A 13,958-nucleotide genomic window follows, 5' to 3' on the forward strand; every position below is an offset into this window, starting at 1 on the left:
GGTTTCATGTTACCCGTCGGTAGGCCCAATCCCTGCGGAGGGCCAGCGCCTGCCGGGGGCGTCGGGTGAACGCCTCGGGGGCTCAAAGTATTTCGCCACGCCGTTGATCGGGGTCGATCGATCGGCGCGTCTCACGATGTCGGCGGTCGGCCGGACAACCTCTTGATCCTAGCGCCCGACGCATTTAATGTACTGATCGGAACATTTCTTCGACGGAAGGCGCGTGTGTGTCGCTCACCGACAAGGTTGTTCTTGTCACCGGCGGCAGCCGTGGCGTCGTCGTTCTGCACCGGAGCCACGCTCGCACTCGACGGCGGTTGGCGATGAACGGCGGCACCACCGCCATCAACAGGAGGTATTCGTGAAGGCGCTCACCTACGCTGGGCCGCAAGCGATCTCGTTCGGCGAGCTGGACGACCCGGTGCTGCCGGGGCCGGACGGCGCGATCGTGCGGGTCACCGCGGCCGGGATCTGCGGCAGCGATCTGCACATCTACGCGGGCCACGGATTCACGCCCGGCACCGGCTACGGGGTCGGGCACGAGGCGGTCGGTGAGATCGTCGAGCTCGGCCCCCAGGCCAACGGACTCTCGGTCGGCGACCGGGTGCTCGTGGCCGCGTCGGCGGGCTGCGACCGTTGCGGCAACTGCCGGGCGGGCGTCGTCGCCGCGTGCGAGCGGCAGCCGCTGCCGGTCGACGCGTGCTACGGGCTCGGCGGTTCGCTGCCCGGGGCGCAGGCGCAGTTGCTCGCGGTGCCGCACGCGGGCGGCAATCTGGTGCGGCTGCCCGACGCGATCGGCGACGAGGCGGCCATCGTGCTGACCGACAACGCGCCGACCGCCTGGTACGGCGCTCGGCGGGCGCGCATCGCGCCGGGCGACACGGTGGTGGTGATCGGATTGGGGCCGGTCGGGCTGATGGCGGTGCAGTCCGCGTTCGCCATGGGCGCGGCCCGGGTACTCGGCGTCGACCTGGTCGCGGACCGGCGCGCCAGGGCGGCCGAACTCGGTGCGGAACCGGTCGAGTCCGACGACCCGAAGACGGCCGTGCGCGAAATGCTCGGCGGCGGAGCCGATGTGGCGCTCGAGGCGGTCGGCGCGGATGCCACGATCAAGCTGGCGACCAGCGTGGTCGGCCACCGCGGTCGGGTCAGCGTTGTCGGGGTCAGCCAGAATCGGGCCTACCCGTTCCACATGCCGCTCGCGCAGGTCAAGGAGCTCGAATTCCACATCGGGCTGTGCTCGGTCCAGTACGAACTGCCGGCGCTGCTGAAGCTGACCGCCGCGGGCAGGCTGCGCCCGGAAGCGGTTGTCTCGCATCGGATGCCGATGTCGGAAGGACCCGACGCCTACCGCATGTTCGCCGCGCGCGACGACAAGGTCTGCAAAGTCGTGCTGGATCCGTGGCAATGAACGACATCGCGCCCGCCCGCCGCCGCGGACGCCCGCCCGCCGCGGAGTCGACGGCGGGCGACACGCGCCAGCGCATCGTCCGTGCCGCCGTGGAACTGTTCGCGGAGAAGGGTTTTCACGGCACGGGCGTCGCCGAGATCGGCGACCGCGCCGATGTCCAGCGCGGCGCGCTGTACTACCACATCGGGTCCAAGGAGGAACTGCTCTGGCAGATCCTGCGCGACTACACCCAACTCATGCTCGCCGACGCCGAACGCATCACCGGCGGCGACGATGATCCGATCACCAAGCTGCGCAAGCTGATTCACAGCCACATCGGCCGGATCGTCGAGCACCGCCGCGAGGTCGCCATCCAGCTGCGCGACGTGGGCTCGCTGACCGGCGAGCGCGCCGAGCAACTACAGGAACTGCGCGACCGGATCCAGCTGCACTGGCAGCAGACGCTCGACGCGGGACACGCCGCGGGTGTGTTGCGCACCGCCGACCACGTTGTCACCAACGGCGTGCTCGGCATGCTGAACACCGTGACCCTCTGGTACCGCCCGCACGGCGGCCACTCCCCCGCCGCGATCGCCGACATTCTCGCCGCCACCGTCCTCGACGGTGTCGTGACCGACAACCACACGAAAGGCTGATCATGGCTTGGGATGCTGGCGCTGCTCAACGAGGTGCTCGGCACCTCGGTCTGGGCGCCTTCGGTATTCGGTTGTCAGGCACCGGATTCCGGCAACGCCGAGATCCTCGCGCACTACGGCACGCCCGAGCAGAAGGCGAAGTATCTAAAGCCGCTGCTGGCCGGTGAGATCGGCTCCTGCTACGTGATGACCGAGCCCACCGGCGGCTCGGACCCGACGCTGTTCCGCACCAGCGCGGTACGCGACGGCGACTACTGGGTGATCAACGGCGAGAAGTGGTTCAACTCCAACGCGCAGTTCGCCAGCTTCCACATCGTCATGGTGGTCACCAACCCGGATGTCAGCCCGTACCAGGGCATGTCGATGTTCATCGTGCCCGCCGACGCCCCCGGCCTGGAGATCGTCAAGAACTTCCACGTGCACGGCTTCAGCGAGCACGAGGGTCACCTGCGCTTCACCGACGTGCGGGTCCCGGCCGATCACCTGCTCGGCGCGGAAGGCCAGGGTTTCGTCGTCGCGCAGACCCGGCTCGGCGGCGGCCGGGTGCACCACGCAATGCGCACGGTCGCGTTGGTGCGCAAGGCTTTCGACATGATGTGCGAACGCGCGGTCTCGCGGCAGATGCGCAAGGGTCCGCTCGGTGGCCTACAGATGACCCAGGAACGCATCGCCGACAGCTGGATCGAGATGGAGCAGTTCCGGCTGCTCGTGCTGCGCACCGCGTGGCGCATCGACAAGGAACAGGACTACCTGAAGGTGCGCAAGGACATCGCCGCCATCAAGGTGGCCATGCCCAAGGTCATGCACGACATCGCCCAGCGCGCCATGCACCTGCACGGCGCCCTCGGCGTCAGCGAGGACCTGCCGTTCGTCGACATGATGAACTACGCCGAGGTCATGGCGATCGCCGACGGCCCCACCGAGGTGCACAAGATCACCCTCGCCAAGGAGGTCTTGAAGAACTACGCGCCCGGCGATCCGGTGTATCCGAGCGGATACCGGCCCGCGTTGCGGGAGCAGGCGCGGGAGTTGGTCGCGCGGCGACTCGAGCACGTCGTCGGGAATCTCTAGCCGAATGCCCGCCGGGACCGTCGGCAGCGGTCCCGGCGAATGACCCCGAGCTGGGCGGTCCCCGTGCCACAATTCCGATGCCCGCAATGGCTCGGACGAGGGGATTCCGTTCGTGCGTAATGGTTTTTGCATCGCTGTAGCGCTGCTCGCGATCGGCGCGGCCAGCTGCGCGGACCCGGTCACCGAAGAACCGCGGACGTCATCGACGCCGGTGACGACGGCGGCCTCGCCCGCGCCGACGTCGCTCCCGGGTTCGGCTTCGCCCACGCGGACGGGGCTGCTTCCGAACACCGCGCCGCCCGTCGTTCGGCCGACATCGACAGTTTCCACGGTCGGTCCGCCCTCGACCGTCAGCCCGACGCCGCACGTGGTCCCGACCACACTCAGGGCGCCGACGACCACTTCGGCCGAGACGACTCCCATGCCGACCCCCACGGCAACCCGGTGAGCAGCCCGATCGACGCGCGCGCGGTCGCGCTGCTCCCCTTGCTCGGAGCCATCGCCTCGCAGGTGGCCTTCGTGACCGCGGTGCTCTACTACTTCGGCTGGGCGTACAGCCGCGCGTTCTTCGGACACTTCGGGGTGCCCGCCGGAACGCTCGGATTCTCGACGCAGGACTATGTCCTGTTCAGCGTCGGCGCGATGTTCCTGCCGCTGCTGGCCACCCTGTTCGGAATACTCGCCTTGCTCGCGGTACGGGGGGTTCCCGCCTGGCATGCGCTGCGGAGCGGGCGGCCGCGCACCATATTGCGGCGGTGGGTTCTCGTGTTCACCGTGGCGGGCATGCTGCTCGCGGCCGTGGTGGCCGTTTTGGCGTTCGTGCCGACGCGATTCGCCGGTCCGCTGGCCGTCGAGGCGCCATTCCTGCTGATCGCGGGCGCGGCGATGATCGGCTACGCGAGCTGGCTGCGGTGGCGATACCCGACCGTGCTGGGTGTGCGGCGGCCGTCTCGCACCGTCATGCAGGTCAGGACCATCGCGCTCGTCGCCGTCGCCATGATCGGCTACGTCTGGGCGGTCGCAGCCTTCGCCGAGCGCAAGGGCCACGACGACGCCGCGCACCAGGAGGCGGTGCGGTTCGTCGATCGCCCAGCCATCGTCGTCTTCAGTGTCGACCGCCTCGGCATCGAGGGCTCGGGAGCACAAGTCGGTGAGCTCACCGAACCCAACGGAAAGTATCGATACGCGTACAGCGGACTGTGGCTGCTCGCACGCGCGTCGGACCGCTATTACCTGCTGCCGCAGCAATGGCAGGCCAAACGCGACCGGGTGTTCGTCATCGAGGACAGCGAATCCATCCGCATCGATATCGCCCGGAATCCCTAGCGGCGTCCTGGGATGCCCGGCAGATCGGCTCACGGTGCGGCCGACGACCGCTTGACGCGTGTGTTTGGCTGGACCCATGTGGAGTCGGCTCCAGGTCGCTATCGCCGGTCTCGTGCTCGTCATGCTGTGGGGCGAGTGGCGGAACTGGCGTGCGTCTCGCCGACTCGTGGGGTCGGTTGCGGGAACCTCCGAGGCGGTCGTGGTGCTGGGTTATCGCAACGCGGGCGCGCGGGCCAACGCCATGAACCGGTGGCGGGTGCGCGCGGGGCTTCGGTCCATCGACCCGTCGGTGGTCGACAGCAGGCTCGTGTTGTGCGGAGGGGCGTGCGCGGGCCCGCACACCGAGGCGGAGCTGATGGCTCGCTACGCCACCGAATCGTGCGGGTACCGCGGCAAGCTCGTCCTGGAGGAGCGGAGCCGGAGCACCTGGGAGAACATCGCCTTCGCGATCCCGTACCTCGAGGACGTCGATCGGATCAAAATCGTCTCTCTCCCCTGCCATGCCGAAAAGGCGCGGCACTATCTCGCGCGGCAGTGCCCGCCGCTGGCGCGGCGTCTCGCCCGGGGAGCGGAGTACCGGTTCGGCGAGTGGATGCCGCTGAAACCCATCGTCGCGCTCTATGGCCTGTGGAAGGACCGCCGCGCCCCGGCGTGATACGCGGTCACGTGCCCGTTCGCGCCATCTCCTCGGACGAGACGTCCGCACGACACTCGGCAGCGCCGAACGGATATGACGGCGGCACCGGTCAGGCCGATATCGACGACAGCTCGGGTCGCGAATCCGAATACGGCGCAACGGGACTCAGTCGCAGCACGGTCGGCATGCGGCGGGTGAGGGCGGGCGGGCCGGTGAATTCGAGGCGGCCGGTGCGCAGGGCGTGCAGGACCGGGATGCGTCCCAACCACACCTGGTAGAGCGAGCCGACGTCGGAGCGAATGGTGACGTCCACCGGATAGCCGGGGTCGGTGACGCACACCGACGGCGCCCCGCGTTCGACGACGATCCAGTAGCGGCGCGGATCGTCGGTGAACCGCACCGCGAGCACCTGCCGCAGTCCGGGGAACGAGGAGGTGTCCACGCGGGTGTGCATCCACCAGACGAGCAGGTCGGCGTCGAGCTCGTCCGGGTCGGGTTCGCCGAAGGTCCAGCGCGCGCCCCAGGCGCCGAGGCCGAACAGGATCGGCTCGAGCTCGTGACCTGCCTCGGTGAGCAGATACCGGCCGCCGATCTTCTCGATCAACCCGGCCCGCTCGAACTGGCGCAACCGCTTGGCGAGCAGGGTGCGCGACAGGCCGGGCAGGCCGCGGGCCAAGTCGTTGAAGCGGGTCGTTCCGACCAGCAGGTCGCGCAGGATGAGCAGCGACCATCGCTCACCCAACAGGTCGAGTGCCCGGGAGATCGGGCAGTACTGGCCGTAGCTCGCCGTCGCTGTCGTCACGCCACACCTCGCGTTCTCGCGGTCCATTGCGTGGACCGGGTCGGTCCACTTTCTGCACTATTCGGTTATCGCGGGGCTTCGTAGCTTCGAAACATGACCACTACCGCTATCCCCGCAATGACCACCACCGACTGGATCGAGCGCGCCCGCTCGGTCGGCGAGGCCCTGCGCGCCGAGGTCGCCGACCGCGACCGCAGCGGCGAGATCTCCGCGTCCGCCTTCGACCTGTTGCGCGACACCGGCCTGTCGGCCGCCCTGGTACCCGCCGAGTTCGGCGGCGGCGGCGCGACGCACCGCGACATGGGCGAGGTGCTGCGCGAACTCGGCCGCCACGACCCGTCCACCGCGGTGGCCTTCGCCATGCACGCGCACCTGGTCGCCACCCAGCTCTGGCGGCACAAGCACGGCGCCGACGCCACGCCGCTGTTCCAGAAGGTGGTCGGCGGCGCGCTGCTGGTCAGCACCGGCGCCTCGGACTGGGTCGGCTCCAACGGCCGCGCCGAGCGGGTCGACGGCGGCTACCTGGTGCACGCGCGCAAAGCGCCGGCCAGCGGCTGCGAGGTCGGCACCGTCCTGGTCACCAGCGTCCGCTACGAGGAAGGTCCCGATGGCCCGCAGGTGCTGCACTGCGCGGTACCGCTGAGCGCGCCCGGCGTCCGTATCGAAAAGACTTGGGACACTTTGGGTTTGCGCGCGACTGGTTCGCACACGGTGGTGCTGGAGAACGTGTTCGTCTCCGACGCCGCCATCTCGCTGATCCGGCCCGCCGACGTCTGGCCGCCGCTGCTGAACGTGGTGATCGGCGCGGCGATGCCGCTCGTCCTCGCCGCCTACCTCGGCATCGCCGACGGCGCTGTCGACACCGCGTTGGCCTTGGTGTCCGGTCGCGGCGACCCGCACATCGTGCAGTTGGTCGGCGAGCTGGCCAACGCCCACACCACCGCGGCCGATCTGGTCGAAGCCATGTTCACCGGCTCGGCCGACCTCGAGTTCGCCAACACCGACGCCTACGCGGCGCGCACCCTCAGCCGCAAAACGGTCGCCGCGGACGCGCTCATCGAGACCGTGCGACTCGCCATCGAGACGGTCGGCGGCGTCGGCTACTCGCGCTCCAGCGAACTCGAGATGCGCTACCGCGATATACACGGCTGCCTGTTCCATCCGCTGCCGCGCGCCAAGCAGATTCTCTTCAGCGGCCATGTTCTGCTCGGACACACCCCGCTCGGCTGAACCGCGTGAACGTTTCGCCCGTGTTCGGTGATGATGGAACAGCGGCGTGAATCGCCCGCGGGAAGGAAAGTCATGGTGTCCGTGCGCAAAATCGCTCGATCCCCGATCGCCTGGGTACTCACGGCGCTCGTCGTAGTCGCTCTCGGCGCGGCGCTCGTACTGTTCCAGCCTTGGCGGCTGGTCACCGACACCACCGTGAACGAGGCGGTCCCGACCGCAGGGCCGCCCGGCGGCATGCCGCCGGCCGATACCGGGGAGCAGCCGCCGCGCACAATCGCCACGGGAACATTCATTTCCCATGAGCACGGCACGTCGGGCACGGTGAGCGTCCTGCGGCTGCCCGACGGCAGCCGGGTGCTGCGGGTCGAAGACCTGGACACCTCCGACGGACCGGACCTGCACGTCTGGCTCACCGACGCCCCTGTGCTGGAAGGCAGGGCCGGCTGGGGCGTCTTCGACGACGGCCGCCACGTCGATCTGGGACGACTCAAGGGCAACAAGGGCAGCCAGAACTACGCCATTCCGGCCGATGCCGACCTCGCCGCCCTGACCAGCGTCTCGATCTGGTGCGATCGGTTCAACGTGTCCTTCGGCGCGGCCGCCCTGCGCGCTGTCTGAGGCGTCCCGCACCCGCGAAAAAATGACCCGACAAACGCGGGTTCCCTGTGCCACCATGTGATTCCACGATGATTGCCCCGACCGGCGGGGCGATCAGGCTAGTACCTGGAAGGAGGAGGTGGCCCGTGCATCCGAAGAACAAGTATTCGGCGAACAGCGAAGCCGTACAGCGGTTCTCGACCGTCGAAAGCGGACAGCCCATGCGCGACAGCATCGCGGCGAGCCACCTTCAGGCCGACCGCTGATCTCCCCGGTTCCCCGAGGAACCGCCCGAGAGAGCGCCGCGAACCAGACGAACCGAGCGCCGCGAACCGGACGACAGTCTGCCGCGCAGACGGCGCCGCGCTCCGCCGAATCTTCCACTTCCTCCACGAAACATGGTGAGCCCCATGACGTTTCGACGTGCCGCCGACCCGGCGGCGTTGACCGCCGACAACTGGATACACACCGGCGTCCTCGTGCTGAACGCCTCCTACGAGGCGATCGACGAGGTCGCCGCCGAGCGCGCGGTCGTGCTGCTGATCAGCGGCGCCGCGGAGTCCGTCGCCGACCGGGAGCCGCACTTCCCGATCCGGTCGCGGCACGTGGAGATCGCCCTGCCGGAGACCATTCGACTGCTGCGCTACGTCTACATCGAGCACACCGCCCGAGTGCATGACGAGAGCCGCGCCACCCTGGCGGCCGTGCTGCGGCGCGACGCGCACCGGTGCGGTTACTGCGCGGGCTGGGCACGCACCGTCGACCACATCCGTCCCCGCAGCCGCGGTGGCCCCAACACCTGGAGCAACTTGATCGCGGCGTGCGCGCCGTGCAACACGCTCAAGGCCGACCGGACGCCGGAGGAAGCGGGCATGCGGCTGCTGTGGCAGCCGAAGGCGCCCGATCCGCTGGCCAAGCGGCAACGCCAGATCTGGAAGCAGCTGGCGAGCACCTGAGAACCGAGAAAGGAGTAAGGATCCATGACCGTCCGAACATCGCCGACCGGTGCCGAGCTCACGCTCGCCGACCTGCTCCCGCTCTCGGACGCCCGAGGGTGGCATCGGGCCGCGTGCCGCGGCGACCCGAACCACGAGGCCTGGTTCCCGTACCCGTCGCAGGACTTCGACTACGCGCGGAGCATCTGCGCGAGCTGCCCGATCCGGGCGACCTGCGCCGAATTCGCCGCCGACACCGGCCAGTCCGGTGTGTGGGGCGGGCACGAGTTCGACCGCGGCCGGATCATCCGCGAATAACCGCCGCCGAGCCGCCGACGCAGACGACGTCGGCGGCTCGGGTGCGTCGAGAATGCGCCGGGCGCTTCGGGCGCCGATCCGGTGGACTCGCCGGGCGGGCGAACCGGCGGTGACCATACACTGTACCGCCGTGGGCACTCATCGCAGCGGGACCAGATCTCGAGGTATCAGCAAAGGTCCGGTTATCGCAGTGGTGGCCATCCTGCTACTCGTCGCCGCGGTTTTCGCCTGGTTCCAGTTCCGCGACCGGGCCGCGGACCGCGACAGCGCGGCGGCCGCGGAATGCGTGGAGGGGCCTTCGACGCTGTTCGTCACCGTCGATCCCGACCTCGAGGCGCCGGTGCGCGCCATCGCCGACAAGTACAACGCCACCGAGCCGCAAGTGCGCGATCACTGCGCGCGCGTCTCGGTGACGGCGCGGCCCTCGGCCGAGGTGGCCGAGGCGTTCCGCGCGGGCGGCGCGTGGAACCCGGCGATGGGACCGCAACCCGCACTGTGGATTCCGAACTCCTCGCGTGCCGTCGAGATCATGCGGGTGCCGGGACTCGTTGCGGGAGAACCGAGTCCGATCGCGGGCAGCCCCATCGCGCTCGGCGTGCCCGAACAGGTGCGCGCCGCGCTCGAGGGCGCTCGGGTCGCGTGGGGCGATCTGCCTCGGCTGCAACAGGGTTCGCTCGGCGAGCTCGGTCTGTCCGGATGGGGCGGGTTGCGCATGGCGCTGCCGGACGGTGACGCCACACTGGCCGCCGCGGTCGCGGTCGGTTCGGCCGTGGCAGGCGAGGAGCCGCTGACCGACGCCGGCGCGCAGTCCGGCCAGGTGGTCGCCGCGGTCTCCGGCTTGGCGTCGGGCGCGCCGGAGGTCGCCGACACCGCCGCAGCGCTCGCCGCGATCGCCGATCCGGCCCATGCCGCGAACTCCGCCATCCACGCGGTAGCCGCTACGGAGCAGCAAATAGCCGGGCAGCCCGGTGTCGCAGTCTTCCGCCCAGCGGGCAACCCGCCGGTGGCCGATCATCCCGCAGCGCTCATGTCGGGCCCGTGGGTGGACCAGACGCAGAACCTGATCGCCGGGCTGTTCGTCGACTACCTGCGCAATCCCGAACAGGCGCCGTTCTTCACCAGCGCGGGCTTCACCGCGGTGCCGCCGCCCACCGGTCCGGGCGCGTCGCGCGCCGCGCTGGACAAGCTGCGGGCCACCCTCGCGCATCCGGTGCTCGGCGTGCATTCCACGGTCTTGCTCGACGTGTCGGCGTCCATGTCGACCGCCGAGGGCGCGAGCACTCGACTGGCGAACACCCTCGGCGCGTTGCGCTCGACCATGAACGTCATGCCGCCGGACTTCGGCCTCGGCGTCTGGACCTTCGGCAAGAGCCTCGACGGCGCCAACCCGTACCGCGTGCAGGCCCGCACCGCCGCCCTCGCCGACGACCAGCGCACCGCGATCGACACCGCGCTGAGCGCCGTTCGCGCCACCGAGGCACGGCCCGACCAGGCCTATCCCGCCCTGCTCGCCGCCTACCGCAGCGCCGTGAACGGCTACGCCGAGGGGCGGACGAACTCGGTGCTGCTCATCACCGACGGACCCGACGACGACTCCTCGGTGACCGGCGCGCAACTGCTCGCCGATCTCGCGGCGGCCGCCGACCCGGACCGCCCGGTGCGTGTCGACGTCATCGTGATCGGCGGCAACGGCACCGACACGCTCCAGACCGCCGCCCAGCGCACCGGCGGCACCTACACCCGGTTGACCACCTCGAACGATCTCAGCTTCGGCAGCGCGGTGGTCCAGGCGCTCACCACGCCGTAGGCTCGCGCCGCCTTGGCCGACCGAGGTCAGCCCGTCATGAAGGTGGCCTTCGGTCGCGAGCGGGGGCAGCGCCAGCCGGCTCGGCAGCACATCGGCTGGCGCGGTGCCCGAATTCGCGAAGGCCGCACTCGACGAATTCGGCCGACCGGGCGAATAGGCCTGACCTGTACCGGCCCGGAGGCGAATCGGATGACTACTCGAGCCCGTCCGGTGCGACACACAGCAGCGCGCCCGACTCCATGGCGACCCAGATCGCGCCGTCGGGGCCGAGTGCGAGGCCGTGCGGTTCCGCGCCGGGCAGGTCCAGTTCGCTGACCTCCCCCGCGGTGGTGATCCGGCCGAGCCGGGAGCTCCCCCACTGCGTAAACCACAGCGCCCCATCGGATCCCGCGATGATCGCGTGCGGACGCGCAGCACGATCCGGTAGCGGGAACTCCTCGATCGCGCCGTCGACGGTGATGCGGCCGATCTGTCCCGCGCCGATCTCGACGAACCACAGCGCGCCGTCGGGACCGGCGGTGATGCCGACCGGGTTCGCTTGTTCGGTCGGCAGCGGATACGTGGTGATCGCGCCGTCCGTGGTGACCCGTCCGATGGCGTTGGCCTGGTTCAAGGTGAACCAGAGCGCGCCGTCGGAGCCCAGTGTGATCATCGAGGGCATCCCCTCGACCGGGTATCGGGTGATCGTCCCGTCGGCGGACAGCCGACCGATGTGACCGGACTGGAGTTCGGTGCACCAGAGCGCGCCGTCCGGACCGAGGCAGAGACCGTACGGCGCGTCGGCGGTGACGAAGGACAGCGCGCCGTCCGCGCCGATCCGGCCGATCCGGTTGCCGCGAAACTCGGTGAACCAGACCGCGTCGTCGGGCCCGGCGACGATCACCGTCGGCTGCCCGTCGGCCGGGTCGAGGGCGAAGGTCTCGACGCTCTCCCCCGTCCACCGGCCGACCGAGCCCTGAGCGGCCATCGTGAACCACAGCGTGCCCGTCTTGTCGAAGGTGACGCCGTACGGCGCGCCAGGCGCCTCGATCGTCGTGCGGATCTCAGGCAAATTCGTGCACTCCCTTTCGTTCGCCACGGAACCGGCGGCGCAGCGCCCGGTCGTGGCTGACCACGACCACCGCGCCCGGATACTCACCGAGCGCCTGCTCCAGGTCCTCCACCAGCGCCAGTGACAGGTGATTGGTCGGCTCGTCGAGCAGCAGCAGATCGTGCTCGCCCGCCAGCACCCCGGCCAGCGCGAGCCTGCGACGCTGCCCCTCCGACAACGCTCCGACGGGTACGTCGAGCGCGCTCCGGTGGAACAGCCCGGTCGCCACCAGCGCGTCCCTGCCGTGGCCGTAGGCCTGTGCGACGGTCTGCGTCGGATCGAACGCGACCTCCTGGCGCAGGTAGCCGACCCGGCCCGGGGTGCGAGCGTAGATCGCGTCCAGCAGCGTCGACTTGCCCGAGCCGTTGGGCCCGTCGATCAGCAGCCGGTCGCGCGGGCCAAGGGTGAGCTGGCCGATCTCGAACGACTTCGCCTGTGCCGCACCGAATCTGCCGCGGAAGCGCAGCGGCTTCGGCGGCGCCGGCACCGGGTCGTCGGTCAATCTGCGCAACCGCTCGGCCGTCTGCCGCACGCGCGAGGAGATGGAACTCTGCACCCGGCCCGCGTTGCGGTCGTAGGCCATCTTGTTGTTGTCCTTCATCACCCGGCCCGCCGCGACGCGGTGCGCGGTGGTCGCGGAGAACTCCTCGAGCCGCCGAATCTCGTCCCGCCACTGCGCGTAGGCCTGCTCCCAACGCTGCCTGGCCGCGGCCTTCTCGGCGAGAAACCCCGTGTAGCCGCCGCCGAACCGGGTGACACCGCCGTGCTCGACCTCGATGATCGCGGTCACCACACGGTCCAGGAAGACCCGGTCGTGCGAGACCACCACGACGGTGCCGCGATGGGCGCGCAGTCGATCCTCCAGCCAGGTCAGCGCCGATTCGTCGAGGTGGTTGGTCGGCTCGTCGAGCAGCAGGATCTCCGGGGACGCCGCCAGCAGGCAGGCCAGCCCGAGCCGCGCCTGCTCGCCGCCGGACAGGCTCGCCACCGCGCGGTCGCGCCCGATGCCCGCGAGCCCGAGGCCGTGCATCGCCTTGTCGACCCTGGCGTCGGCGTCGTAGCCGTCCCTGGCCTCGAAGGCGGTGAGCAGCTCGCCGTAGGCGTCCATGTCCTGCGCGGCGGCGGCCTCCCGCATCCGCCGCTCGAGGTCGCGCAGTTCGGCAAGGGCCAGATCGATGGCGTCGGCGACGGTCTCACCGGCCAGCGTCTGACCGAGATAGCCGATGCCGCCCGGCGCGTCGACGGTCACGACGCCGTCGTCGGCGCGCTCGGCCCCGATCATCAGGCGCAGCAATGTCGACTTGCCCGAACCGTTCTCCCCGACGATGCCGACCCGTTCGCCGGGCCGGATCGTGAGCGTGACGCCGTCGAGCACGCGGCGGTCGCCATAGGACTTCGCAACACCCCGGAGGGTCAGTTGGGTGGTCAGATGGAACTCCAATCGCTACTTGTGTAGCTTTAAGGTAGCAAGCCGACCACACAAACGCAACAGGAGTTGTCTTTGGAAACTCGGAAACGCCCCGGCGGCCGCAGCGCGCGGGTCCGCGACGCCGTGCGCGCGGCCACCCTCGCGGAACTCGCCGAACACGGCTACCAGGGACTATCGGTGGACGCGGTGGCCCAGCGTTCGGGCGTGCACAAGACCACGGTCTACCGCCGCTGGCGCTGCCCGGAGGGACTGATCGCCGACGCGCTCGACCTCGCCGCCGCCGAACCGTGGCCGATTCCGGACACCGGCACGCTCGCAGGCGACCTGCGCGCGCTGACCGACCTGGTGCGGACCGGATTCGCCGACCAGGAAGCCGGTCCGGTCGCGAGCGCGTTCATCGCCGCGGCCATGCAGAACCCCGCCGCCGCGACCGCCCTGCACGACTTCTACCAGGCGCGCCACCGGCAGTCGGCCGAGATCGTGCGCCGCGCCGTCGATCGCGGCGAACTCCCGGCCACCGTCGACGCGGAGCAGATCGTCCGCTTCGCCGTCGCGCCGATCTTCTACCGGCTGTTCATCTCCCGCGAACCGGTGACCGCCGAGGACGCGCGAGTGGCGGCCGACGCGGCCCTCGTCGTCGCGCGCACGCTGTGAACAGGCTTCCGAATAC

At 70.0% G+C, this 13,958-nt stretch carries 13 protein-coding genes and 1 pseudogene; 11 read left to right on the top strand and 3 right to left on the bottom strand.

All coding sequences use genetic code 11. The features are described 5' to 3' along the window. The first annotated feature begins 361 nt into the window (after positions 1–361). The 5 genes and pseudogenes from NAM01S_RS02450 (at position 362) to NAM01S_RS02470 (ending at position 5,098) form a co-directional block, all read left to right on the top strand. The gene (locus NAM01S_RS02450; RefSeq protein ID WP_067778531.1) at positions 362–1,411 is read left to right on the top strand and encodes a zinc-binding dehydrogenase; all 1,050 of its coding nucleotides are present in this window, start codon (positions 362–364) and stop codon (positions 1,409–1,411) included. Then, entirely contained in the window at positions 1,408–2,046 is a 639-nt protein-coding gene (locus NAM01S_RS02455) for a TetR/AcrR family transcriptional regulator (protein WP_067778532.1), read from the top strand. The genes NAM01S_RS02450 and NAM01S_RS02455 overlap by 4 nt, the downstream gene beginning before the upstream one ends. Before the next feature lie 15 nt (positions 2,047–2,061). Then, positions 2,062–3,117 (top strand): annotated as a pseudogene (locus NAM01S_RS02460) (acyl-CoA dehydrogenase family protein); the annotation flags it as partial. A gap of 126 nt (positions 3,118–3,243) precedes the next feature. Then, on the top strand, positions 3,244–4,443 hold the full coding sequence (locus NAM01S_RS02465; protein WP_067778534.1) for a hypothetical protein: 1,200 nt from the start codon (positions 3,244–3,246) through the stop codon (positions 4,441–4,443). A gap of 76 nt (positions 4,444–4,519) precedes the next feature. After that, positions 4,520–5,098: a YdcF family protein gene (locus NAM01S_RS02470; RefSeq protein ID WP_067778536.1), complete on the top strand. Its 579-nt coding sequence runs from the start codon at positions 4,520–4,522 to the stop codon at positions 5,096–5,098. Positions 5,099–5,189: 91 nt separating this feature from the next. On the opposite strand, the gene NAM01S_RS02475 is transcribed toward NAM01S_RS02470, so the two are convergent. Continuing rightward, positions 5,190–5,882 carry a winged helix-turn-helix transcriptional regulator gene (locus NAM01S_RS02475; protein ID WP_218018321.1) on the bottom strand — a complete coding sequence of 231 codons (693 nt, stop codon included), beginning with the start codon at positions 5,880–5,882 and terminating at the stop codon, positions 5,190–5,192. Between the two features lie 93 nt (positions 5,883–5,975). On the opposite strand from NAM01S_RS02475, the gene NAM01S_RS02480 reads away from it, so the two are divergent. From NAM01S_RS02480 to NAM01S_RS02500, 5 genes are all read left to right on the top strand, one after another. Continuing rightward, positions 5,976–7,112, top strand: coding sequence for an acyl-CoA dehydrogenase family protein (locus NAM01S_RS02480; protein ID WP_067778542.1), 1,137 nt, complete (start codon positions 5,976–5,978; stop codon positions 7,110–7,112). Positions 7,113–7,184: 72 nt separating this feature from the next. Further along, complete coding sequence (locus NAM01S_RS02485) at positions 7,185–7,730, top strand: DM13 domain-containing protein (RefSeq protein WP_067778545.1); 546 nt, start codon at positions 7,185–7,187, stop codon at positions 7,728–7,730. Positions 7,731–8,119: 389 nt separating this feature from the next. Further along, complete coding sequence (locus NAM01S_RS02490) at positions 8,120–8,665, top strand: HNH endonuclease (protein WP_067778547.1); 546 nt, start codon at positions 8,120–8,122, stop codon at positions 8,663–8,665. A 24-nt stretch (positions 8,666–8,689) separates the two neighbouring features. After that, entirely contained in the window at positions 8,690–8,962 is a 273-nt protein-coding gene (locus NAM01S_RS02495; protein WP_067778548.1) for a WhiB family transcriptional regulator, read from the top strand. Positions 8,963–9,152: 190 nt separating this feature from the next. Further along, positions 9,153–10,769: a VWA domain-containing protein gene (locus tag NAM01S_RS02500; RefSeq protein ID WP_253787517.1), complete on the top strand. Its 1,617-nt coding sequence runs from the start codon at positions 9,153–9,155 to the stop codon at positions 10,767–10,769. A 193-nt stretch (positions 10,770–10,962) separates the two neighbouring features. On the opposite strand, the gene NAM01S_RS02505 is transcribed toward NAM01S_RS02500, so the two are convergent. Beyond that, positions 10,963–11,820 (bottom strand): Vgb family protein, encoded by an 858-nt coding sequence (locus tag NAM01S_RS02505; RefSeq protein WP_067778553.1) that lies wholly within the window; start codon positions 11,818–11,820, stop codon positions 10,963–10,965. Further along, positions 11,813–13,300: an ABC-F family ATP-binding cassette domain-containing protein gene (locus NAM01S_RS02510; protein WP_084482349.1), complete on the bottom strand. Its 1,488-nt coding sequence runs from the start codon at positions 13,298–13,300 to the stop codon at positions 11,813–11,815. Before NAM01S_RS02510 ends, NAM01S_RS02505 begins: the two co-directional genes overlap by 8 nt. Before the next feature lie 60 nt (positions 13,301–13,360). On the opposite strand from NAM01S_RS02510, the gene NAM01S_RS02515 reads away from it, so the two are divergent. Then, the gene (locus tag NAM01S_RS02515) at positions 13,361–13,942 is read left to right on the top strand and encodes a TetR/AcrR family transcriptional regulator (protein WP_067778556.1); all 582 of its coding nucleotides are present in this window, start codon (positions 13,361–13,363) and stop codon (positions 13,940–13,942) included. The last annotated feature ends 16 nt before the right edge of the window (positions 13,943–13,958 follow it).

This window comes from Nocardia amikacinitolerans NBRC 108937, assembly GCF_001612615.1.
In the GTDB taxonomy this organism is placed as follows: Bacteria; Actinomycetota; Actinomycetes; order Mycobacteriales; family Mycobacteriaceae; genus Nocardia; species Nocardia amikacinitolerans.